This window comes from Massilia pseudoviolaceinigra (assembly GCF_030846505.1).
Classification (GTDB): domain Bacteria; phylum Pseudomonadota; class Gammaproteobacteria; order Burkholderiales; family Burkholderiaceae_D; genus Telluria_A; species Telluria_A violaceinigra.
On the sequence record NZ_JAVCWL010000032.1, the window covers coordinates 25,407 to 47,640 of the forward strand.

Genomic DNA, 22,234 nt, shown 5'->3' on the forward strand with positions numbered 1-22,234 from the left:
GGCGTTTATTCGTCGTCGAATTCTTCGGCCAGGTTCTTCCAGCCCTTGAGCTTGGCGAAGGCGCTGAATTCTTCGGGGGCTTCGAGCACGATCAGCTTGCGGTCCTGCAGGCCCGGGTCGCTGTGCGAAAAGTTCGGTCCCACGTAGCCCAGCGCGCGCAGGCGGTCGATGATGTTGCCGACGAGGACCTTGTCCTTGTACAGCCCACCGTCAATCGGCGCCGCGAAGTCAACGTACACGTCAATAATCCCGTAGCCTTCGTCGAAAATGCGGATCGCCTTGACGTCGTGGGAACGGCTGGTGCTGTCACTGGCCTTGAACGGGCCGCTCAGCTGGATGTCGGTATCGGTAGTCATAGGGCGCAGCATAGCACCATCAGCGCGAAACGGTATTGCGTCCCTTGTGCTTGGCCCGGTACAGCGCCTGGTCGCCCCGTTCGTACGCCGCACCTTGCGCAAGCGCATCCTCGGCATCGTGTGGATACAGGAAGGCCAGCCCGATCGACAAGGTCACCGTGCCATACGGATCGTTGGCCAGGTGGGGGATGGCCTCGGCGGCCAGCGCCGCGCGGATGCGCTCGGCCATCTCCACGCTTTCCTCTTCGCTGTGGGCGGTAAACAGGCAGGCGAATTCATCGCCGCCGAGGCGGAAACCCAGGTCGCCGGGCCGGTTCAGGGTGCGCCGGATCGCCTGCGCCACGGAGCCCAGCACCACGTCGCCCTGCGGATGGCCGTGCGTGTCGTTGTAACCCTTGAAACGGTCGACGTCGGCCAGCAGCAAGGTCAGCAGGCGTTGGTCGCGCTGTGCGCGCCGCTGCTCTTCCACAAAACGCATATTGAAATAACGCCGGTTCTTGAGCCCTGTCAATTCGTCGGTCAGGCTGTCGGCCTGGGCCGTCCGCACATCCGTGATGTCGGTCGACACCGCGCAGGTGGCAATCACGGCGCCGTCGTCGTCGAACAAGGGAAACTTGACCGTGGCGTAGGTGTGCAGGGTCTGGTCGCGGTGGTACACGGTTTCTTCTTCGTGGATGGCGCGCCGTTCGGCGGCGGCGCGCTGGTCGTTGCGCCACAGCTGCTCGGCAATGTCGGGCGGGAACAGGTCGAATACCTTGCGGCCCACGAAGGCGGCCGCATCGTAGCCGTCCAGGATCTCGAAGTGGCGGCTGGCCATGAGAACCGTGCCGTCGAGCCCCTTGGCCGAGATCAGCACCGGCGCATTGTCGAGCAGCGCGCCCAAGGTGCGCTCCGCTTCGCGCACGCGCCGCAGCTCCTCGCGCAGCAAGGCGTTTTCCTCCGACAGCTGCGCGATTGCCTGCGCCTAGCCCTGCGCTACCTCGATGCTCGTGCTCATTGGGACGGCTTCAGGAAGCCGTGCTCGACGGCAATGCTTCAGAATATACCAGTGTCGGCCGGCATTGACAGCAATGCCGCAAACAATCTCGCGCCGGCCCGCCGGAGTGTGGTTTTCGCGTGCTCCGGCGCCAGCTCAGCGCCGCGGCTGCAGGATGGCATCGAGCCGGTCCTTGCTGCCAGGAATGCGTTCCAGGCGCGGATAGCGCAAACCGCCCTGATAATCGAGCGCCACGGTGCGGAAATTGCTGCCTTTCCTGACAAGCAAGTTGAGCGCAGACTTGCCGTCGCGCGCGGCCTTCACGGCCGCTTTCAGCACTTCCGGCTTGTAGGCGCGGTTGTTGACGGCCACGATGGTGCTGTTGCCCGACAGCCCGGCGCGGAAACCGACCCCATCCCATTCGATCCCATCGATCGCGCCATCGTGTTTGACGGAAAAGCCAAGCGAATAGCTGAAGTCAGTCATCTTGTTGCGCTCTTCCTGGCCCTTGATGATCTCGGTGGGGGTGTCGGTGTAGACCAGCTTCCAGCCGGCGCGGGCCAGGCCGTCGAGCGGGGCGCCAGCGGCATTGCTGTCGAGCTTGGCGCGCAGGAAGGGCGCCCAGTCGAACGCCTGCACCGATGCCAGGGTGCGCACCACGTCGTCGAACTGGTAATAGGCGGGGCCGACGCTGCCATTGTCGACGCCGTAAAAGACGCGCGCGAAATCGTCCAGCGAACGCTGCTCGCCGGACAGTTCGCGGATGCGGGTATCGACGTCGAGCCAGATCAGCATGCCTTCGACGTAATAATCTTCGCTGCGCTGCCAGTTGCTCCAGCCCAGCGCGCGGCGCGCCTGCACGATCGGGTCGTTGACGGTGTCCTGCAAGGTGCGCCAGGCGCGTCCCTGCACGCGGTCGTAGCGCGCGGCGTAGGCGGCGATGGTATCGCGGATGCCGGCCGCCGACACCAGTCCCGAGCGCGCCGCGAGCACATTGCCCCAGTACTGGGTCTGGCCTTCGTACACCCACAGCAGGCTGTTCTGCAATGGCACGTTGAAGTTGGGCACATCTTGATCGGCCGGACGGCGGAACTTGCCGTTCCAGGAGTGGGTGTACTCGTGCGGCAGCAGGTCGCGTCCCGCTTCGCTCTTGGCCCAGTCGGTGAAGTAGCCGGGCTTGACCCCGTTTTCGCTGGACTGGTGGTGCTCGCGTCCGATGCCGCCGAATTCGTCCGACAGCGCAAACAGGAAATCGTAATGCTTGTAATGGTGGGAAGCGAACAGCTTGGCGGCCTCCTTCACCAGCGCGCGGTGCGCGGCGATCTGTTCCGGCTTGGCCTCCAGGCTCTCCGGATTGTCGGCCACGATGTTCAGGTGCACCGGCACGGCCGCGCCGGGATCGAGGTCGATGCGGCGGAAATGGCGGCCCGCGAACACGGGCGAATCGATCAGCGTTTCCAGGTCCAGCGGCTTGAAGCTGATGTCGTTGCCGCGGCGCGCGGCGGTGTCGAGCGCGGTGCCGTACTGCCAGCCATCGGGCAGCTTGAGCGAGGCTTGCACGGGAATGCGGCGGCTGAAGTAGCCGGCCGGATACAGGGTCATGGCTTGCCATTGCACGCCGAGAATCTCGCTGGTCATCGTGATGCGGCCCTGCGCCGGCTCGACCGGCGACAGGAACTGGTATTCAGCCTCGACCGCGGTGGCGCCTTCCGGTACGGTCAGATGGAAGGCATGCACCTGGACCGGATCGCGCGTCCATGCCAGTGGCTTGCCGCCGGCCGACAGGCGCAGGCCCGCAAGCTGGTTCAGCGGTCCGCTGGGGCCGTGATTGCCCGGGACCCATTGCGGATACAGCAGGGTCAGCGGACCCGGCGCCGCCGGAATGGTGGCGCGGATGCGGAAAATCTGCTGTCCGACATTGGTGGCGTCGACCTTGAGCACGATGGTGCCGGGGTAGGGCAGGTCGCGCGGGGCGGGCACGGCGGCGTGCGCAGCCATGGCCAGCGTGGCCAGCGTGGCCAGCAGGGTCAGCGCGCAGGCGGCAGGAATGGCGGACGGCAGAAAGCGGCGAAACGGAAGAGGCATGGGAGCGTCAATACGATAAAGATCAGCAATTTCTGCGGGTATTCGCAGGCGAACCTGATTTTACCGAAAGCATTGCATCGACGGTACTTGCCGCGTTCGCCGGTAAAACAAATGACATTCCCACCGCGGCATTCCGGTGCCGCGCGGGGGCGCTGCGAGTTGCAAATCGTTATGAATACGGCGGGGAGTTGCCCCTATTCATGGCGCTCCCCCTGCGGCAAACCGTCTCGTTTCGCTGTCTGGTTTTGTCTTATTTTGTCTTATTTTGTCTGGTTTGAACGAACACACCCCGGCGCTGTCCAAATAAGACAAAATAAGACAAAACGAGACAGAAATAGACAGTCAAACGAGAACATTTGCCGCAGGGGGCGCGCCGGTAAAAGACACAACGCTGGCACGTTTGGTTGCCTATTTGCATGCCACCGGCAGCAACGTTTCCGTCGATGAGGCCCTGGGCATGGCCATCGATGCCTGGCTGGCGGCCGAGACGGCGCGCGCGTCGCGCGCCATGGCCGACGGTACCGCAAAAGGGTATCAGTGGAAGTGCTTGTTCCTGCCGGATACAACCAAGATCCGCATGAGTTTTGAAGGGCGGACCGAATACGCCGAGGTGGTTGGTGACACCATCATGCACCGCGGCCGCAGCGTCTCGCCGCGCGGCTTGACGCTTGCCATTGCCGGGGATGGGCGCAATGCGTGGCGCGAACTGGTCGTGCGCCGCCCGGGCGATGCGGGCTGGCTGCGCGCGTCGATGTTGCGGGCCCGCATCGAGCGCGCAGCGCGCCAGGGACAGCCGCAACCGGCCACGCCCGCCGACAGCATGGCCGCCGCAGCGCGCTGCATGTCGGACGCATTGCGCAGCGCGCTGGCGGTGGTGGAGCACGTGAACGTCCAGGCGGCGCAGCAGTACGAACGGCGCGCCGAGCGCCACCGCCGCGCGGCCGACAAGATGGGCGAAGACTGCGCCTTCGACTGACGCGGCCTGGTGCCCACTGCCGCGCTGCCTGATGCGCCGGACCATCCTCGCACGGGCGATGGCGATTCCGGTGCGCTTCCTCTTGCCGTAACCTTGCCGCATCCGCATCCGCATCCGCATCCGCAGCCGCAGCCGCCACATTCCATCCGCCCCATCCGCCGCATTCCATCCGCCCCATCCGCCGCACCGTTTGCACCATCAAGCGCTGTCGCCGTGGCGCTTGCCGCTTCCTGCCAGCGTTGCCCACGGTCAGCGCCTGGACACTGAATCGTTTTTGCCGCAAGCCCACATTTTCAAAATATTTTTTGGTGCATTGGGCAAAAAATCGTATTTTTCAAGGCCTTGAAAACCCTTGCCGGCGCCATTAGATTGGATTCAACGGATGCTCCACGGAGGTCCGTCAACTTATCGCTTAACTTCTAAAAGGATATTTATCATGCGTACATTCGACCTGACTCCTCTCTATCGTTCCGCTATCGGCTTCGACCGTCTGGCCAACATGCTGGAATCGCAGCGCGCCGACGCGCAGCCCAGCTATCCGCCATACAACATCGAACTGGTGAGCGAAGACAAGTACCGGATTGTGATGGCACTGGCTGGCTTCGACCGCTCGGAAGTCGAGATCATCACCGAGCGCGAAAGCCTGCAGATCACCGGCCGCAAGCAGAAAGAGGACACGCAGCGCACCTACCTGCACCGCGGCATCGCGGCACGTGATTTCGAGCAGCGCTTCCAGCTGGCAAATCACGTCAAGGTCACCACCGCATCGTTCGACAACGGCATGCTGACGATCGAGCTGGTGCGCGAAGTGCCCGAGGCCCTCAAGCCGCGCAAGATCGTCATCGACGGTGGCGACAATGTGCAGGTGCTGGAGCAGCGCCAGGCGGCCTGACCAGGCTCAGCCCGGCTTGTAGCGAGCTGAGCTAAGTGACACCGGGGCGCCCGCAGCAAGGGGCGCCCCGTTCCACGTGCGGTCCGGCCATCCCCACTATCTGAAACGACGTGCCGCACGGGAGGTGAAATTAAGACAACCCTAAGTCTGCTGCCGCATCATTACATCATCGGCCAGGCATCAGGTGGTCACAAAAAGAGTATTTGGTACGAAGCAGCAAACGAAGCAGAAAACGAATCAGTAAACAACAACAAGCCTCATTGACCACACAGTCACTGAGCATATCCTTTCAAACCAGGAGTACGTCCATGCATAACGAAGGTGCCATCACTGTCATCACCGCTAAGCGTCTCACGCTTGCCCTTGCCGCCGCCGGCGCGATTGGGGGAGCGGTTGGTGCGATCGCGGTCAACCATAACAATGCAGTCGCCTCGGCCGCCGCCGCCGCGCCTGCCGCGCCCGTCAATGCAGGCGCTCCCGCGCCGGTCGCGGCCGGCGTCGTGCTGCCCGATTTCACCGCGCTGGTCTCGCGCAACGGCCCGGCCGTTGTCAACATCCGCGTGATGGGCAGCACCAAGACGGCCATGGGCCAGCAGCGCGGCCGCGTTCCTCCGCAGTTTGACGAGAACGACCCGTTTTTCGAATTTTTCCGTCGCTTCCAGGGGCCGCAGATGCCTCGTGGACAACAACGCGACACGCCCGTTTTTGGCGCCGGTTCCGGGTTCATTATCAGCCCGGACGGTGTCATCCTGACCAACGCGCACGTGGTGCGCGACGCCAAGGAAGTCACGGTCAAGCTGCAGGACCGGCGCGAATACCGCGCCAAGGTGCTCGGCTCGGACCCCAAGACCGATGTGGCGGTGCTCAAGATTGACGCCAAGAACCTGCCGGTCGTGCCAATCGGTAAATCAAGCGATCTCAAGGTTGGTGAGTGGGTGCTGGCGATCGGTTCGCCGTTCGGCCTGGACAGCTCGGTCACGGCCGGCGTGGTCAGCGCCAAGGGCCGCTCGTTGCCCGACGACAGCTATGTGCCTTTCATCCAGACCGACGTGGCGGTCAACCCCGGCAACTCGGGCGGCCCCCTGTTCAACACCAAGGGTGAAGTGGTCGGCATCAATTCGCAGATCTACAGCCAGACCGGCGGCTACATGGGCTTGTCGTTCGCCATCCCGATCGATGTGGCGTACCGTATCAAGGACCAGATTGTTTCCACCGGCAAGGTGCAGCATGCCAAGCTCGGCATAGCAATCCAGGAAGTGAACCAGGGCTTCGCCGATTCCTTCAAGCTCGACTCGCCCGAAGGCGCGCTGGTGTCGAACGTGGAAAAAGGCGGCGCGGCCGACAAGGCGGGCCTCAAGTCGGGCGATATCATCCGCAAGCTGAACGGCCAGCCGATCATTGCTTCTGGCGACTTGCCGGCCATGCTCAGCGTGGCCCAGCCGGGCGACAAGGTCAGCCTCGACGTCTGGCGCGACGGCAAGATCGTGCGCATCGATGCGCGCCTGGCCAATGCCAGCGACAAGATTGCGCAGGACGAGCGCGAACCGGCCGCCGGCGCCGACCAGAGCGCGAAACTGGGCCTGGCCCTGCGTCCGCTCGACCCCAACGAGAAGCGCCAGTCCGGCATCGCCTCGGGCCTGGTGATCGAGGATGCGGGCGGCGCCGCCTCCAATGCCGGGGTGCAGCCGGGCGATGTTTTACTGTCCGTCAATGGCCGTACCGTCAATTCGGTCGAACAGGTGCGCGATGTGGTGGGCAAGGCCAGCAAGTCGGTGGCCTTGCTGATTCAGCGCGGTAATGACAGAATCTTCATTCCGGTGCGGATCGGGTAATCGTGCCCTGTTCCGCCCGCCGGTTCGAGAAAGAAGGAAGTGATGCGGCTGCTGCTGGTGGAAGACGATACGATGATCGGCGAAGTGGTGCTCGACCTGCTCAGGGCCGAGCACTACGCGGTGGACTGGGTCAAGGATGGCGAAATGGCCGACACGGCCTTGCGCCAGTCGCAAAGCTACGACCTGGTCCTGCTCGATCTGGGACTGCCGCGCAAGGATGGCCTGGAAGTGCTGCGCTCCATGCGCTCGCGCAAGGACCGCACCCCGGTGCTGGTGGCGACCGCGCGCGACGCGGTTGAACAGCGCATTGCCGGCCTCGACGCCGGGGCCGACGACTACGTGCTCAAACCCTACGACCTCGACGAGCTGCTGGCGCGCATCCGCGCCTTGCTGCGGCGTGCCGCCGGGCGCGGCGAACCGATCTTTGAATACAATGCCATCAGCATCAACCCCGCCACCCGCGAAGTGATGGTCGACGGCGCCGCCGTAACCCTGTCAGCGCGTGAATGGGCGGTGCTCGAAGCGCTGATCGCCCGTCCCGGGGTGGTGCTCTCGCGCGCCCAGCTGGAAGAAAAGCTGTACAGCTGGCGCGATGAAGTGAGCAGCAATGCCGTGGAAGTGTACATCCACGGCTTGCGCAAGAAGCTCGGCAGCGAACTGATCCAGAACGTGCGCGGGGTCGGCTACATGGTGCCCAAGCTATGACCCTGGCGCACTCGCTGCGCGGCCGCCTGTTGTGGTTTTTGCTTGCGGCCATCAGTATTGCCGCCGTTGCCCAAGCCTCGATCGCGTACCGCACGGCCCTGTCCGACGCCGACCAGATTTTCGATTACCACATGCAGCAGATGGCGCTATCGCTGCGTTCCAGCACGCCGCTGGCCAATACCGAAGCGGCCGCCAATGTCGAAGCGGATGCCGAAAACAATGATCTGATGGTGCAGGTCTGGACGCCGGACGGGGTGCAGGTGTTCCGCACGGTATCGCGCGCGCGCCTGCCGCAGCACGCCGTGCTGGGCTTTTCCAACATCAAGGCCAACAACACCACCTACCGCGTGTTTTCGGTGCAAACCAGTACCCAGACCCTGCAGATCGCCCAGGACATGGCGGTGCGGCGCAACATGGCCGGCAACCTGGCGCTGCGCACGGTCGGGCCGATCGCGGTGATGATGCCGATCCTGATGCTGGTCGTGTGGTGGGTGGTGAGCGGCTCGCTGCAACCGGTGGCGCGCGTGCGCGCCCAGGTGGCGGCGCGCCAGGCCGACGATCTCTCGCCCGTGTCGGAAGCCGATCTGCCGGACGAAGTGTTGCCGCTGGTGCAGGAATTGAACCTCTTGTTCGGGCGCGTGAAAACCGCGTTCGACGCCCAGCAGCATTTCGTGGCCGACGCCGCCCACGAACTGCGCACGCCGCTGCAGGCGCTGAAACTGCAGGCGCTGAGCCTGGAGCGGGCCGACAGCCCGGAAGCGCGCGGGGTGGCCATCGGACGCCTGACGGCCGGCATCGAGCGCGCCACCCGGCTGGTCGAGCAATTGCTGGTGCTGGCGCGCCAGGAAGCGAGCGCGGCCAGCGGGGTCAAGACGCAGCCGGTCGACCTGGCCGAGCTGGCCCGGCGCGCGCTGTCGGACCTGGCGGGCGCGGCGCAGACGCGCGGCATCGACCTGGGACTCACGCGTGCCGATGCGGTGCAGGTGGCGGGCCAGCCGGACGCGCTCATGATCATGCTGCGCAACCTGGTCGATAACGCCTTGAAATATACGCCGGCCGGCGGCACGGTCGATATCAGCGTGAGCGGCGAGGGCAAGCTCGCCAGCCTGGTGGTGGAGGACAGCGGACCGGGCATTCCGGCCGAGGAAAGGGAGCGGGTGTTCAACCGTTTCTACCGCATCGCCGGCAGCGAGGCCAGCGGCAGCGGGCTGGGGCTGGCGATCATCAAGGCGATTGCCGAGCGTCACGGGGCCAGGCTGAGCCTGGGCGAATCGGCCAAACTGGGCGGCCTGAGCGTGCGCATCGACTTCCCCGCGGGGAGCAAGGCCGACGCCGGCTAACCGGGACAAACCGGGGGCAGACCTCCAACCTTGAAACCGTCGTTCCCGCGCAGGCGGGAACCCAATTTTGCCGAGCCGCCTGCTACTGAACGAACTTGGGGGGAACGCATGCGTTCCCGCCTGCGCGGGAACGACGGGGTTAAGGCAACGCTAGAGTTAAGCAACGCCGGAGCGAAGGTAGCCGTCCAACCAAGAAACGAGGACCCTGCGCGCCAGCTTACTTTTTAATAATCGCCTGCAACAACACAAACGCCTCATGCCGGATGGTCGCATCGGCACCGGCCAGCTCCTTGCGTGCCTGCACCAGCGCGGGCCGCTTGAGCATTTTCTTCTCGGCCGCATTCGGCACCGGAGGTTCCGGCGGGAACATGCTGGCCCGGCTGTTATAGGTCTGCTGCAACAAGCGCTTGCCGTAATCCGACGCATAAAATGCCGTCAATTCATTGGCCGTCTCCACCCCGATCACGCGCGCCACGGGCGTCGCCAGACGCTGATAAATCTGCTGCGGCGGCACCTTGTCGAGCTTGGCGAACACGCTGGCGCGCTGCTCTTCATTCGCATAGCGGCTCGCACCGGCCACCGAGCGCATCATCTTTTCCGACTGCATGGCAGCGAGCATGGCTTGCACGGCCTGCACCCGGGCCGCATCGGGCGCCGTCACCGGTACCGAGGCGGCCGGAGCGGCAGGAGCGGCGGGAGCGGCTGCGCCTGCACGCGTCAGCGGCACGCAGGCGAGCAGCGTGGCCAATGCCAGCGCGTAAGTTGGTTTCATTCTTCATCCTTTTCAACAATCACAGGGCTGCCCACCAAGGGGCCAGCCGACACAATAATGCAAAAGGGCAGACCATGTCTGCCCCTTGCCACGCAGCTACCTGAGTAGCTGCCTGCCTAGATGCCGCTTCGCTTAAAACTTATGCCACAGGCGGGCAAAGTACGAGGCGCCATTCATGCCGAACTGGACCGACTCATACTTGAAGCCATTGTCGGTCTCGTCCGGATTCTGCTCGGTCGGCTTGACACTGAAAATGTTCGCGCCGCCCAGGGTCAGCTTGGTCTTGTCGCTGAAATTATACGTAAAACTCAGGTCGGCCGAGGTCTTGGCCTTGTACACCTGGTTCGGGGTCGGAGGGCCGGACCAGGTACCGAGGGTTTGCTTGCCGAAGTGGATCACCTTGAAATCGGTGCCGACCTTGCCCAGCAAATACTCGAAGCCCAAAGTCGCCTTGCGCCGCGGTCCGCCCTGTTCCAGGAACAGGCGCTCGCGCTCGGACAGCAGCACCTCTTCATAGCCCTTGAACGCGGCCGGCGCATTCACGCCCGTCACTTCGGTCTTGCTGATGTTCATGGCCAGGAAGGTATTGAGCTTGCCGCCCGCCACTTCGCTGCGGTTCGACACGGTCAGGTCCAGGCCTTGCGTCTTGGTATCGATCGAATTGACGAAGAACTGGGCCGCGCCCACGCCCAGGGTGCTCAGCAGCGGCACGATCGGGGCGTAGTTATCGGCGTCGAAGCGGCCCGAAAACACGATGCGGTCATCGATGGCGATGCGGTACAGGTCGGCCGTGACCGAGGTGGTCGGGGTTGGGGTCCAGGTGCCGCCCAGGGTGAAGCTGACCGATTTTTCTTCCTTCAGCTTCGGAATTCCGATCGCATTGGCCACGTTGCCGCCATTCGGCGCGAACACCGAATCGACCGGATTGCCGTTGACGAACTCGGTAAACGTCGACGAGAAGTAGCCTTGCTGCAGCGATGGCGCACGGAAACCCGTGCTGGCCGAACCGCGCACCAGCACGCCGTCGCTGACCTTGAAGGCGGCGGCCAGCTTGCCGGTCACGCTGTTGCCGAAGTCGCTGAACTTTTCGTAGCGCACGGCCGACAGCACTTTCAGGCGCTCGGTGATATCGGTCTCGACATCGACGTAGGCGGCCACGCTGTGGCGGCTGCGGTCGGTCGCGTCGGCCGGACGGAAGCCCGGGAAGCCCTGGCTGCCCGGATCGCCCCCGAAGCCGGCACCGTCGACATCGTTGTAGGAACCGGCTTCGCCGGCGAAGATTTCGTAGTTTTCCTTGCGGAACTCGGCGCCGAACGCCAGGTTCATGCCGCTCAGGATGTTCGGATAGAAGCGGCTGGCATCGGCATTGGTGGTCAGCTGCGTGGCCGCGAAACCGCCGGCGTCGAACTGCGAGGCCGACACGCCCTTGCCGCCCTTGATCAGGTCGAGGTTGGCGATCGAGGCATTGAGCGTATTGCTGATGTTGTAATGCATCTTGTTGTAGCCGTAGGTCTGCGAAAAGTCCGCATTCCACTCGCCCAGCTTGGCGCGATAGCCGATGGTGCCGTAATGGTCGTCGATGTCGGCATTGATGAATGGCGCGAAGCCGTTTGGGTACATGGCTTGCGCATTGCGGGTCGGAATCTGGTCCGCACCGCGGCCGAAGGCGGCCGAGGAAGCGTCGCGCTTCTGGGTGCCGGCCGTGAAGTACAGCTTGCCGTCGACCAGGGGAATGTCGCCGTTCAGGTACAGGGTCTGGTTCTGGACCTTGCTGTCGCCGATGGTGCGCAGGCTGCCTGCTTCGGCCCGGTTCGAGCGGTCGCGGTCGAGATACTCGCCCGTGATGCCGACCACGCCGCCAGCCACGGCCACGCCGCAGTAGGCCGACGCCAGGATATTCTCGCCATCGCCAGCCGAATACTGGCCCGCGCCGAACACGGTTTCGCAGCCGAGCGAGCGTTTCAGTTCGATATTGATGACCCCGGCGATCGCGTCGGAGCCGTACTGGGCGGCGGCGCCATCGCGCAGCACCTGGATGTTTTTCACCGCCAAGAGCGGAATCGCATTCATGTCGGTGCCGGTATTGCCGCGGTTGCGGGCGCCGAAGATGTTCACCAGCGAGGTGCTGTGCCGGCGTTTGCCGTTCATCAACACCAACGTCTGGTCGGAACCCAAGCCGCGCAGGGCGGCCGAATCGACCAGATCGGCGCCGTCGGCTCCGCTCTGGCGCGTGGAATTGAACGATGGCGAGATATAGGTCAGGGTCTGGGCCAGGTCGAACTGGCCGCCTTGCTCGGCCATGCGGGTCATCGGAATCAGATCGACCGGCACCGCCGTATCGGTGGCGGAGGTGGCCGAGACGCGGCGCGAACCGACCACGCTGACGCTGGGGATGACTTCTTCCTTGGTGGCTTGCTGGCCCGACTGGGCGAAGCTGGCGGGGGCGTACACGGCAAGAGCAGCACTGCCGTACAAAGCGAGCAAGACGGACCTACGTAAAGTGGTGGGGGTGAACACGCGACAGTCTCCGGGTTTTATTATCGAAAGGTGAATGATTCTAATGCAATTTTCGCCGCACCAGTCCAGCGCGGTGTGGTGCAATGACAACGTTGTCAATTGGCGGGCACGGCCTCGGCCCGTCCGCCCACCAGAATCGCGCCATCCTCCACCTGGGTGCGGATCAGGCAGGGCGCACCCAGTGCACCACCCTGGTGCAGCGTGATGGCGCGGCCGAGGTGGGCCGTCAGGGCGCCGGCCGCCACCCCGGTGGCGCGGTCTTCCATGGCAGGATCGAGGTGGTTGAAGTTGCGTCCTTCATAGGTGTCGTCCCCGCTGCGGCACACCACGTAACAGCCGCTCACGCCATGCGCGCGGCCCCAGTCCAGGATGCGATCGAGCGGGGGGCGGAGCGCGTGCAGGGTGGCGCGGTCCAGCACTTCGAGCAGCAGCTTGGGACTGCCGACCGAGGCCAGCACGGGCGCTGCCGCCAGCCTCAATGCAGGCTGGTCCAGCAGCCAGGCGGCCAGCGCGCCATCGACAGCGACCTCGGGCACGCCCTGGGGCTGCAGCGCGACAAAAAAATCGTCCCCCTGCCGGCACAGGCGCAAGGGTTGCCCGCGCATTGCCGTGGCCAGCACGATGTCCTGCTCCGCCTGCCCGGCGCGTGCGAACAGCACCTGCGCCGCGCCCAGGGTGGCGTGCAGGCACAGGGGACTCCTGGCGTGCGGATAGTAATAATCGGCGAACCAGTATCGCTGTAATCCAGGGTCGAGAAACACGCAGGCCGGATGCGGCTGGGCCCGCGCAAACGCCTGGCGCGCCTCGGGCGTGGCCGGACCGTCTTCAATCACCAGCGCCACATTGCCGTGGCCCGCCGCCGCACCAAAACAGCGCACCGTATGCACCTGCATAGTTATTCCCAATTGGTAAGAAAATGGTCAAAGGTGATACTGTGTTTCCATACAGTAGTTTCCTCAATACATTTGATTGTAATCTTTTCACATGAGTACCGCCGCCCCCGCCCCCAGCCTGCCCGACTACGCCGAGTTGTATTGTTTGAGCAACTTTACCTTCCTGCACGGCGCCTCGCACGCCGAGGAACTGGTGGCCCGCGCTGTCCAGCTCGGCTACGCGGCGCTGGCCCTCACCGACGAATGCTCGCTGGCGGGGGTGGTGCGGGCCCATGCCGAAGCCAAAAAAGCGGCGCTGCCCCTGATCATCGGCGCCCACTTCCACCTGCGCCATGAGGACGGCAGCGCGGCCCTGTCGCTGATCTTACTGGCCAGCAACCGCAATGGCTACGGCAACCTGGCCGAACTGATCACCCTGGCGCGCACGCGCACGGCCAAAGGCACCTATCTGCTCACGCCCGCCGACCTGGCATCGCCCGCCGCGGCGCAAGCCCACCTGGCCGGCATGCCCGACTGCCTGGCGATTTTGCTGCCCGCCTATCCCGGCCACGACGCGGCCGACCTCGACCGCCTGCACACCCAGGCCGCCTGGATGGCCGCCACCTTTCCCGGACGCGCCTGGCTGGGATTGACCTTGCTGCACCGCGCCTTCGACGAAGCGCACCGCGCCACGGTCGAGGAAGTCGCCTGGCAGCACGGCCTGGCCGTGGTGGCGCTGGGCCATGTCTGCATGCACGTGCGCTCGCGCAAACCCCTGCACGACACCCTGTGCGCGATCCGTCTCAACACTCCCGTGGCCGAGTGCGGCTACGCGCTGGCCCAAAATGCCGAACAGCACCTGCGCGCGCGCCTGCGCCTGGCTAATCTGTACAGCCCCGACGCCCTGGCCGAAACGCTGCGCATCGCCCGCCTGTGCACCTTTTCGCTCGACCAGCTGCGCTACGAATACCCGGACGAACTGGTGCCGCCCGGGCAGACGGCGTCCGGCTACCTGCGCGCCGAAACCTATATCGGCGCGCACCATCGCTTTGCGCTCGGCATACCGGCGAAAGTGCAGGAACAGCTCGAAATCGAACTCCAGCTGATCGGCGAACTGCGCTACGAACCCTACTTTCTGACCGTGTACGACATCGTGCGCCATGCGCGCTCGATCGGCATCTTGTGCCAGGGGCGCGGCTCGGCCGCCAATTCGGCCGTGTGCTACTGCCTCGGCATCACCGAAGTCGACCCCGCGCGCGGCAACCTGCTGTTCGGGCGCTTCATTTCCAAGGAGCGCGACGAACCGCCCGACATCGATGTCGACTTCGAGCACCAGCGGCGCGAAGAAGTCATCCAGTACATCTACAACAAATACGGACGCGCGCGCGCCGCCCTGGCCGCCGTGGTGATCAGCTACCGGCCCAAGAGCGCCCTGCGCGACAGCGGCAAGGCGCTCGGGGTCGACCTGGCCATCGTCGAAAAGGTCGCCAAGACCCACCACTGGTTCGACAGCAAGGACGACCTGGTCAAGCGCCTGGCCGAATGCGGGCTCGACCCCGATTCCCCGCTGGCCCAGCAATGGGCTACCCTGGCCCAGCGCCTGCTTGGCTTTCCGCGCCATTTGTCGCAGCACCCGGGTGGCTTCGTGATCGCCGCCGGCAAGCTCTCGCGCCTGGTGCCGATCGAAAACGCCACCATGCTTGAGCGCAGCGTGATCCAGTGGGACAAGGACGACCTCGAAGAACTGGGCTTGCTGAAGGTCGATGTGCTGGCGCTCGGCATGCTCTCGGTGCTGCGGCGCGCGTTCGACCTGGTGGGCGAGCTGCGCGGCACGGTGTTTTCGATGCAGGACATCCCGGCCGAAGACAGCGCCACCTACGACATGATTTGCGCGGCCGACACGGTGGGCGTCTTCCAGATCGAATCGCGCGCGCAGATGAGCATGCTCCCGCGCATGCTGCCGCGCACCTTTTACGATTTGGTGGTCGAAGTGGCGGTGGTGCGGCCGGGGCCGATCCAGGGCGGCATGGTCCATCCCTACCTGCGCCGGCGCCAGGGGCTCGAACAAGCCGTGTACCCGAAGGAAGAACTGAAGCAAGCGCTGGAACGCACCCTGGGCGTGCCGATCTTCCAGGAACAGGTGATGCAGGTGGCGATGATCGGCGCCGGCTTTAGCGCCGGCGAGGCCGACCAGCTGCGGCGCGCCATGGCTGCCTGGAAGCGCAAGGGCGGGCTGGAAAAATACTACGACAAAATCATCAACGGCATGCTGGGGCGCGGCTACAGCCGCGATTTTGCCGAATCGATCTTCAACCAGATCAAGGGCTTTGGCGAATACGGCTTTCCCGAATCGCACGCCGCCAGTTTTGCCTTGCTGGCCTACGCCAGTTCCTGGCTCAAGTGCCACGAACCGGCCGCCTTCCTGTGCGCCTTGCTCAACAGCCAGCCGATGGGTTTCTACAGCCCCTCGCAACTGGTGCAGGACGCGCGCCGCCACGGCATCGAGGTGCGCGCGGTGGACGTGGCCATCAGCGGCTGGGATTGCAGCCTGGAAGCGGGGGAGGGCGCGCAGCCGGCGGTGCGGCTGGGGCTGTCGCTGCAGCGCGGCATGCGACCCGAGTCGGCGGCGCGCATCGAAGAAGCGCGCGCCGTACGCGCTTTCGAGAGCGTGGCCGACCTCGCGCGCCGGGCCGCTCTGGACCGGCACGACCTGCAGGTGCTGGCCGGCGCCAACGCCTTGCATGGGCTGGCCGGCAACCGGCGCCAGGCGCTGTGGCAAGCGGTGGGTGCGGTGCCCGACAAGGACTTGCTGCGTCCGACGACGCCCGAGGAAGACGTGCCGCTGCTGCATGCCCCGAGCGAAGGCGAAGAGATTGTGGGCGACTACCGCGCGCAGGGATTGACCCTGGGCCGGCACCCGCTGGCGCTGCTGCGCGCGCGCCTGCTCGACCAGCGTTTTTTACCGGCAGCGCAACTCAACGAGTTCAAGCAAGGGCAACTGGCGCGGGCCTGCGGCATCGTCACGGTACGGCAGCGACCGGCGACGGCCAAGGGCGTGCTGTTCGTCACCATCGAAGACGAGACCGGGAATGTGAACGTGATCGTCTGGCCGACCCTGGTGGAACAACAGCGGCGCGAAGTGCTGGGAGCGAGCTTGCTGGGGGTGTACGGCGTGTGGCAGCGGGAAGGGGAAGTGCGGCATCTGGTGGCCAAGCGCCTGGTCGACATGAGCCACTTGATGGGCCGGCTCGACACCAGCAGCCGCGATTTCTGCTAGTCCTACAACTAAAGCAGCAAAGTCCCACAACCGGGGTCAGAGCTCTAATTCGAAATGTTTCGTAACCGGGGTCAGCACCTCCGATTCGAAAGATTTCCTAACCAGGGTCAGAGCTCTGACTCGCAAGACCTTTAGCGCCCGTGGCGGATCACTGCAAACCGACCGCCGCCACCCGTCCGCTCCTGTTCACGATATACAGCATGCCCCGATCCGAGATCGACAGCTTGCCCCCCAGCGCATAGCGCCACACTGTCTTGCCGCTGGCCAGGTCGATCGCCAGGGTGCTGGCCTCGGAACTGATGAAGGCCAGGTTATCGGTCACGACAAGCTGGTCGAACCAGGTGGCGTCGGCCGGGTCGCTCAGCTTCGCCGCCGTCCACAGCAGCTTGCCGGAGTCCGGCGCATACGCTTCCAGCGCATTGCCGGTATTGTTGAACAGGTACAGCACGCCCTTGGCATAGGCCGGCGTGGACACCCGTTTCCCGTGGAGCGTCCAGGCATGCGTGCGCCTGGCCAGGTTGAACGCGACCAGACGGCCGCTATCCGAGATAAACCCGAATTGATTATCCGACAGTACCGGCGTGCCGCCGCTATAGCTGGGCCACAGGTGATCCGGATCGTCCACCTGGTAGGCGAGCCGGCCGTCAGCCACGCCCATGGCGTACAGGCGCCCGTCCAGATAGACATACGCATGGCTGGCATCGACGGCCGGGGTCCAGTCGGCAAAAGCGGGCAGGGCGCTGCTCCAGGCGGGCTGCTGGCCGCCGGCGCGGAACTGGCTCAAGCCACCGGCGCTGCCGTTCGGCGCATACAGCGTGTCGCCGACCACGGTCGGCGCCAGCGCATAGCGGCCCTGCGTGTCCATTTTCTGGCGGCTCAGCAGCTTGCCGGTTTTCTGCTCGAAGACCCACAGCGAGGCCTCGTCGCTGCTGGTCGAGGTCAGGTAGACCTTGCCGTTGGCGGCGGCCGGCGGATTCAGGTGGCTTGTCAGGACCGGGCTGGGCAGGCCCAGGCTGGTGCGCCAGACTTCGGTGCCGCTCTCCTCGCTGATGGCGACCAGCGCGGCGCGATCGCCGCGATACGTGACCACGCCCTGGAATACCAGGCCGTTATCGTGGGCCGGCGCGGTCGCCCAGCCATCCTCCTTCGCCAACAGGCGCTGCCAGCGCAGCGCAAAGCTGGCCGGATCGAAGCTGGCCGGCACATAGCCGGTGTGCGCCGGATTGCCCCGGTACGTGCTCCATGGCCCCAGTTGCGGCAGCACCGGCAAGGGTTTCACGCTGTCGGCGGGCAGGACGGTCACCTTGAGCGCCAGCGTCCAGGGCGAACCGGCGTAGGGCAGATGGCACACGGCCGCATCGTCGGCGCAGGCGCGCATTTCCAGCTTGCTGGTGTAGACGCCGGGCGCCAGGCCCTTGGCGGGCACCAGGGTTGCCGCGAACTGCCTGTCGGACAGCGTGCGCACGGCGAGCGGCGTGGCGAGGATGCCGGCCGGGTCGATCAGCGCCACATGGACCTTCTCGCCCAGCACGGTACTGGTGCTGGCCTCGACCGTCAGGCTGGCCGCCTGGCCAGCCTGCATGGTGATCTCGGCCATGGCCGGCGCGAAGCTCATGCGCCCGCTGGTATCGGTCTTCGGCTTGACGTTGATGGTCAGCGGCAAGCGCCAGGGCGAACCCTCGAGCGGCTTGGCGCAGACCCGGGGATCATCTTCGCAGGCGCGCAGTTCCAGCGTGCTGCGGTGGGTGCCGGGCTGGAGGTCGCTCGAACTGCGCATGGTGGCCGAGTACTGGCGCGCCGTGCCGGCCAGCACCTCGGACGAGGCGATCAGCCCGCCGCCATCGACGAGGCCCAGATTGAATGGCTTGGACGGGGTGCGGGAAAGCGAGATATCCATCCCGAAAGCGCTCGTCTGGCCTTCGGCCATGCCGATCTCCAGCGCCGCGCTATGGATGGTCAGCCAGTCGCCACCGGGGGCGACAGTGACGGGTGGTTTGTCGCCAGGCACGACGGTGACCGGCGGCTTGTCGCTGGCGCCGCCATTGCCACCGCCGCCGCAGGCGGCCAGCACGGCCGGTGCCAGCAGGCAGGTGAGTAAACGTGTGAATCGATGCATCGTATTCCTTGTTTTGCCAGGTTGGCAAAGTTGATAAATGGAAATTATATATCGCAGGCAAGCGCGCGGGGTGCTTCGACGAGGGAAAAGGTGCGGAAAACAGTGCGGGAAGGCAGGCGGCAAGCGCGGCAAGCGAGCTCGGAAAGGGGCGCGACGGGGGGAGGCGGCACGCGCGGCAAACGAGGTCGGAAAGGGGCGGCGACGGGGGCGGAGCGGCAAGCGCTACCGCACCCCGCGCGCAACGCCCCCGCTCCTGGCAGGAAGGCGGGCGCGCGCGATGGAAGCGGAGGCGCTTAGTGCGCGCTGGTGCCGTAATAGCTGTGAATCTGGCTCGACCATTGCTGGTTGGCCATATCGGGCCAGTGATCGGTATCGAAACCTGGCGCGTTGTCGATGCGCTCTTTCTCGATGTTGAGCGTAAAGCGCTTGTTGGCGGTGTCGAGGGTCAATGCTTCCCAAGGCACGGCGAACAGTTTTTCGCCAATGGTCAGCACGCCGCCACTCGACATGACTGCATACGCAATCTTACCGGTGCGCATGTCGAGCATGATTTCCTTGATTTCACCCAGATGCTCATTCTTGAGATTGTGCACGTGGTCACCGATCAGGGTATCCGCACCCATCAGTTCTGGACCCGGGCCTTTCGAACCCTTGTCGACATACATGCCATAAGCATCGCGTTCTTCGTAGGACATTTTGACCTCCTGTGGTAAAAGTTCAATCCTGAGGCTTGAGCAAGATCATGTCTGTTCGCTGGCGCACACGGAATAGACAATTTGCAATCTTTCAAATTGGTCAATACACCATCCCCGACGTAGCCGCCCGGTCCGCCGTTGTTGCTGTTTTTTACCTTGTTTTGCGGAAGCATTGGCCGGTTTAAGGTATAATTTCAATTTCCCGCACGTGCCGTTCGGCACCATCTGCAATGACCAAATTTGTCTTCGTCACCGGTGGCGTTGTGTCTTCCCTTGGAAAAGGGATTGCCGCCGCCTCTCTCGCCGCGATCCTCGAATCGCGCGGCCTTAAAGTCACCATGCTCAAGCTCGACCCGTACATCAACGTCGATCCCGGTACGATGAGCCCGATGCAGCATGGCGAAGTCTTCGTCACCGACGACGGCGCCGAAACCGATCTCGATCTGGGTCACTACGAGCGCTTCATCAGCACCCGCATGCGCAAGGTGAACAACTTCACCACCGGCCAGATCTACGAATCGGTGATCCGCAAGGAACGGCGCGGCGAATACCTCGGCAAGACCGTGCAGGTGATCCCGCACATCACCAACGAGATCCAGGATTACATCTATCGCGGCGCCGAAGGCGTGGACGTGGCGCTGGTGGAAATCGGCGGCACCGTGGGCGACATCGAATCGCTGCCGTTCCTGGAAGCGGCGCGCCAGCTGTCGCTGCGCGCCGGCCGCAAATCGGCCGCTTTCGTGCACCTGACCCTGGTGCCGTACATCGCCTCGGCGGGCGAACTGAAAACCAAACCGACCCAGCACAGCGTGCAAAAGCTGCGTGAAATCGGCATCACCCCGACCGCGCTGCTGTGCCGCGCCGACCGCCCGATTCCGGACGACGAACGCGCCAAGATCTCGCTGTTCTCGAACGTCGAAGAGCAGGCCGTGATCTCGGTGTGGGACGCCGACACCATCTACAAGGTGCCGCAGATGCTGCACGACCAGGGCCTCGACGCCATCATCCTCGAAGCGCTCGGCCTGGAAGCGCCGCCGGCCGACCTGTCGATGTGGACCAAGCTGATCTACGCGCTGGAAAACCCGAAAGCGTCGGTCACCATCGGCATGGTCGGCAAATACGTCGACCTGACCGAATCGTACAAGTCGCTCACCGAAGCGTTGCGCCACGCCGGCATCCACACCGAAAGCCGGGTCAACATCGAATACCTGGACTCGGAAGACATCGAAACCAAGGGTTGCGAACACCTGGCCAAGTACGATGCGATCCTGGTGCCGGGCGGCTTCGGCAAGCGCGGCGTGGAAGGCAAGATCATGGCGGCGCGCTACGCCCGCGAAAAGCAGATCCCTTACCTCGGCATTTGCCTGGGCATGCAAGTGGCCCTGATCGAATACGCGCGCCACATGGCGGGCCTGACCAACGCCAACTCGACCGAATTCGACACCGACACCGACCAGCCGGTCGTGGCCCTCATCAACGAGTGGCAAAACCATGACGGCAAGGTCGAAAAGCGCGACGAAAAATCCGACCTGGGCGGCACCATGCGCCTGGGCGCGCAAACCTGCGCGGTCAATCCGGGCACCCTGGCCTTTGACATCTACGGCAGCGTGGTCACCGAACGCCATCGTCACCGCTACGAAGCGAACAATCACTACCTGGCGCGGGTCGAAGCGGCCGGCATGATCGTGTCGGCGCGCACCCCGACCGAAGACTTGTGCGAGATCATGGAACTGCCGCGCACCGGAGCGAACGCGCACCCGTGGTACATGGGCGTGCAGTACCATCCCGAGTTCAAGTCGACCCCGCGCACCGGTCATCCGTTGTTTACGTCGTTCATCAAGGCCGCGCTGGCGCACAAGGCGGCCAACGGCCAGGCCGCGGCGGACGCACCCACAGGAGATGCAGCATGAAGCTTTGCGGTTTTGACGTCGGCCTCGAGCACCCGATCTTTCTCATCGCCGGCACCTGCGTGATCGAATCGCGCCAGATGGCGATGGACACTGCCGGCACGCTCAAGGAAATCACCTCGGCGCTGGGTATCCCGTTCATCTACAAGTCGTCCTTCGACAAGGCCAACCGCTCCTCGGGCACCTCGTTTCGCGGTCCCGGCATGGACAAGGGCCTCGAGATCCTGGCCGACGTGCGCCGCGAAATCGGCGTGCCGGTCCTGACCGACATCCACACGATCGAAGAAATCGCCGCCGTCTCGAGCGTGGTCGACGTGCTGCAAACGCCCGCCTTCCTGTGCCGCCAGACCGACTTCATCATCGCCTGCGCCCAGTCGGGCAAACCGGTCAACATCAAGAAGGGCCAGTTCCTCGCGCCCGGCGACATGAAGAACGTGATCGACAAGGCGCGCCAGGCCGCGCGCGACGCCGGCCTCGATGAAGACAATTTCATGGCCTGCGAGCGCGGTGCCTCGTTTGGCTACAACAACCTCGTTTCCGACATGCGCTCGCTGGCGATCATGCGCGAATCGAACTGCCCGGTCGTGTTCGACGCGACCCACTCGGTACAACTGCCGGGCGGACAGGGCACCTCATCCGGTGGCCAGCGCGAGCACATTCCCGTGCTCTCGCGCGCAGCCGTGGCAGCCGGTATCGCCGGCCTGTTCATGGAAACGCACCCGAACCCCGCCCAGGCGCTCTCGGACGGCCCGAACGCCGTGCCGCTCGGACGCATGAAGGAACTGCTCACGACCCTCGTCGAACTCGACCGCGTGGTCAAGAAAGCGGGCTTTCTCGAATCGAGCTTTGCGTAAGTTTGTGTAGTGCGGCACTTGCCGCCGTCCCGATCGCCCTGACAGATGCAGGCGGACCGCCA

At 64.5% G+C, this 22,234-nt stretch carries 16 protein-coding genes; 8 read left to right on the top strand and 8 right to left on the bottom strand.

The features are described from left to right. Positions 1-5: 5 nt before the first annotated feature. The 3 genes from RBA40_RS25780 to RBA40_RS25790 form a co-directional block, all read right to left on the bottom strand. The gene (locus RBA40_RS25780; protein WP_099875747.1) at positions 6-356 is read right to left on the bottom strand and encodes a hypothetical protein; all 351 of its coding nucleotides are present in this window, start codon (positions 354-356) and stop codon (positions 6-8) included. A gap of 19 nt (positions 357-375) precedes the next feature. Next, complete coding sequence (locus RBA40_RS25785; protein ID WP_306651071.1) at positions 376-1,284, bottom strand: sensor domain-containing diguanylate cyclase; 909 nt, start codon at positions 1,282-1,284, stop codon at positions 376-378. A 204-nt stretch (positions 1,285-1,488) separates the two neighbouring features. After that, positions 1,489-3,417, bottom strand: coding sequence for a M61 family metallopeptidase (locus RBA40_RS25790; protein WP_306651072.1), 1,929 nt, complete (start codon positions 3,415-3,417; stop codon positions 1,489-1,491). 400 nt (positions 3,418-3,817) lie between these two features. Here RBA40_RS25790 and RBA40_RS25795 point away from each other — a divergent pair, with 400 nt between their 5' ends. The 5 genes from RBA40_RS25795 (at position 3,818) to RBA40_RS25815 (ending at position 9,162) form a co-directional block, all read left to right on the top strand. Beyond that, positions 3,818-4,393: a hypothetical protein gene (locus RBA40_RS25795; RefSeq protein ID WP_306651073.1), complete on the top strand. Its 576-nt coding sequence runs from the start codon at positions 3,818-3,820 to the stop codon at positions 4,391-4,393. 436 nt (positions 4,394-4,829) lie between these two features. Continuing rightward, positions 4,830-5,285, top strand: coding sequence for an Hsp20 family protein (locus RBA40_RS25800; protein ID WP_099875755.1), 456 nt, complete (start codon positions 4,830-4,832; stop codon positions 5,283-5,285). Positions 5,286-5,593: 308 nt separating this feature from the next. Beyond that, positions 5,594-7,117, top strand: coding sequence for a DegQ family serine endoprotease (locus tag RBA40_RS25805; protein WP_306651075.1), 1,524 nt, complete (start codon positions 5,594-5,596; stop codon positions 7,115-7,117). 42 nt (positions 7,118-7,159) lie between these two features. Next, positions 7,160-7,822: a response regulator gene (locus tag RBA40_RS25810; protein ID WP_306651076.1), complete on the top strand. Its 663-nt coding sequence runs from the start codon at positions 7,160-7,162 to the stop codon at positions 7,820-7,822. Then, a complete protein-coding gene (locus tag RBA40_RS25815; protein WP_306651078.1) occupies positions 7,819-9,162 on the top strand; it encodes an ATP-binding protein in 1,344 nt (447 codons plus the stop codon). The genes RBA40_RS25810 and RBA40_RS25815 overlap by 4 nt, the downstream gene beginning before the upstream one ends. A gap of 217 nt (positions 9,163-9,379) precedes the next feature. Here RBA40_RS25815 and RBA40_RS25820 read toward each other — a convergent pair whose 3' ends face one another. From RBA40_RS25820 to RBA40_RS25830, 3 genes are all read right to left on the bottom strand, one after another. Then, positions 9,380-9,934, bottom strand: coding sequence for a hypothetical protein (locus RBA40_RS25820; RefSeq protein ID WP_306651079.1), 555 nt, complete (start codon positions 9,932-9,934; stop codon positions 9,380-9,382). A 132-nt stretch (positions 9,935-10,066) separates the two neighbouring features. Next, a complete protein-coding gene (locus RBA40_RS25825; protein WP_306651080.1) occupies positions 10,067-12,451 on the bottom strand; it encodes a TonB-dependent receptor plug domain-containing protein in 2,385 nt (794 codons plus the stop codon). Positions 12,452-12,546: 95 nt separating this feature from the next. After that, complete coding sequence (locus tag RBA40_RS25830) at positions 12,547-13,344, bottom strand: PhzF family protein (protein ID WP_306651081.1); 798 nt, start codon at positions 13,342-13,344, stop codon at positions 12,547-12,549. Positions 13,345-13,435: 91 nt separating this feature from the next. Here RBA40_RS25830 and RBA40_RS25835 point away from each other — a divergent pair, with 91 nt between their 5' ends. Then, complete coding sequence (locus tag RBA40_RS25835) at positions 13,436-16,600, top strand: error-prone DNA polymerase (RefSeq protein WP_306651083.1); 3,165 nt, start codon at positions 13,436-13,438, stop codon at positions 16,598-16,600. Positions 16,601-16,748: 148 nt separating this feature from the next. On the opposite strand, the gene RBA40_RS25840 is transcribed toward RBA40_RS25835, so the two are convergent. Both RBA40_RS25840 and RBA40_RS25845 read right to left on the bottom strand, forming a co-directional pair. Continuing rightward, on the bottom strand, positions 16,749-18,716 hold the full coding sequence (locus RBA40_RS25840) for a PQQ-binding-like beta-propeller repeat protein (RefSeq protein WP_306651084.1): 1,968 nt from the start codon (positions 18,714-18,716) through the stop codon (positions 16,749-16,751). Positions 18,717-19,009: 293 nt separating this feature from the next. Continuing rightward, on the bottom strand, positions 19,010-19,411 hold the full coding sequence (locus RBA40_RS25845; RefSeq protein WP_099875775.1) for a PRC-barrel domain-containing protein: 402 nt from the start codon (positions 19,409-19,411) through the stop codon (positions 19,010-19,012). Between the two features lie 230 nt (positions 19,412-19,641). Between RBA40_RS25845 and pyrG the strand changes: the two genes are divergently transcribed. Together pyrG and kdsA are read left to right on the top strand one after the other, a co-directional pair. Next, positions 19,642-21,321, top strand: a complete 1,680-nt coding sequence (gene pyrG, locus RBA40_RS25850) for a CTP synthase (protein WP_306651085.1) — start codon at positions 19,642-19,644, stop codon at positions 21,319-21,321. Next, complete coding sequence (gene kdsA / locus RBA40_RS25855; RefSeq protein ID WP_306651086.1) at positions 21,318-22,172, top strand: 3-deoxy-8-phosphooctulonate synthase; 855 nt, start codon at positions 21,318-21,320, stop codon at positions 22,170-22,172. Before pyrG ends, kdsA begins: the two co-directional genes overlap by 4 nt. Positions 22,173-22,234: the final 62 nt, after the last annotated feature.

Bases quoted from the DNA above. Each gene is read 5' to 3' on its own strand.
- pyrG (WP_306651085.1), top strand. From the start codon at position 19,642: ATGACCAAATTTGTCTTCGTCACCGGTGGCGTTGTGTCTTCCCTTGGA.
- RBA40_RS25810 (WP_306651076.1), top strand. From the start codon at position 7,160: ATGCGGCTGCTGCTGGTGGAAGACGATACGATGATCGGCGAAGTGGTG.
- RBA40_RS25830 (WP_306651081.1), bottom strand. From the start codon at position 13,344: ATGCAGGTGCATACGGTGCGCTGTTTTGGTGCGGCGGCGGGCCACGGC.
- RBA40_RS25815 (WP_306651078.1), top strand. From the start codon at position 7,819: ATGACCCTGGCGCACTCGCTGCGCGGCCGCCTGTTGTGGTTTTTGCTT.
- RBA40_RS25790 (WP_306651072.1), bottom strand. From the start codon at position 3,417: ATGCCTCTTCCGTTTCGCCGCTTTCTGCCGTCCGCCATTCCTGCCGCC.
- RBA40_RS25805 (WP_306651075.1), top strand. From the start codon at position 5,594: ATGCATAACGAAGGTGCCATCACTGTCATCACCGCTAAGCGTCTCACG.
- RBA40_RS25840 (WP_306651084.1), bottom strand. From the start codon at position 18,716: ATGCATCGATTCACACGTTTACTCACCTGCCTGCTGGCACCGGCCGTG.
- kdsA (WP_306651086.1), top strand. From the start codon at position 21,318: ATGAAGCTTTGCGGTTTTGACGTCGGCCTCGAGCACCCGATCTTTCTC.
- RBA40_RS25820 (WP_306651079.1), bottom strand. From the start codon at position 9,934: ATGAAACCAACTTACGCGCTGGCATTGGCCACGCTGCTCGCCTGCGTG.
- RBA40_RS25835 (WP_306651083.1), top strand. From the start codon at position 13,436: ATGAGTACCGCCGCCCCCGCCCCCAGCCTGCCCGACTACGCCGAGTTG.
- RBA40_RS25845 (WP_099875775.1), bottom strand. From the start codon at position 19,411: ATGTCCTACGAAGAACGCGATGCTTATGGCATGTATGTCGACAAGGGT.
- RBA40_RS25800 (WP_099875755.1), top strand. From the start codon at position 4,830: ATGCGTACATTCGACCTGACTCCTCTCTATCGTTCCGCTATCGGCTTC.
- RBA40_RS25780 (WP_099875747.1), bottom strand. From the start codon at position 356: ATGACTACCGATACCGACATCCAGCTGAGCGGCCCGTTCAAGGCCAGT.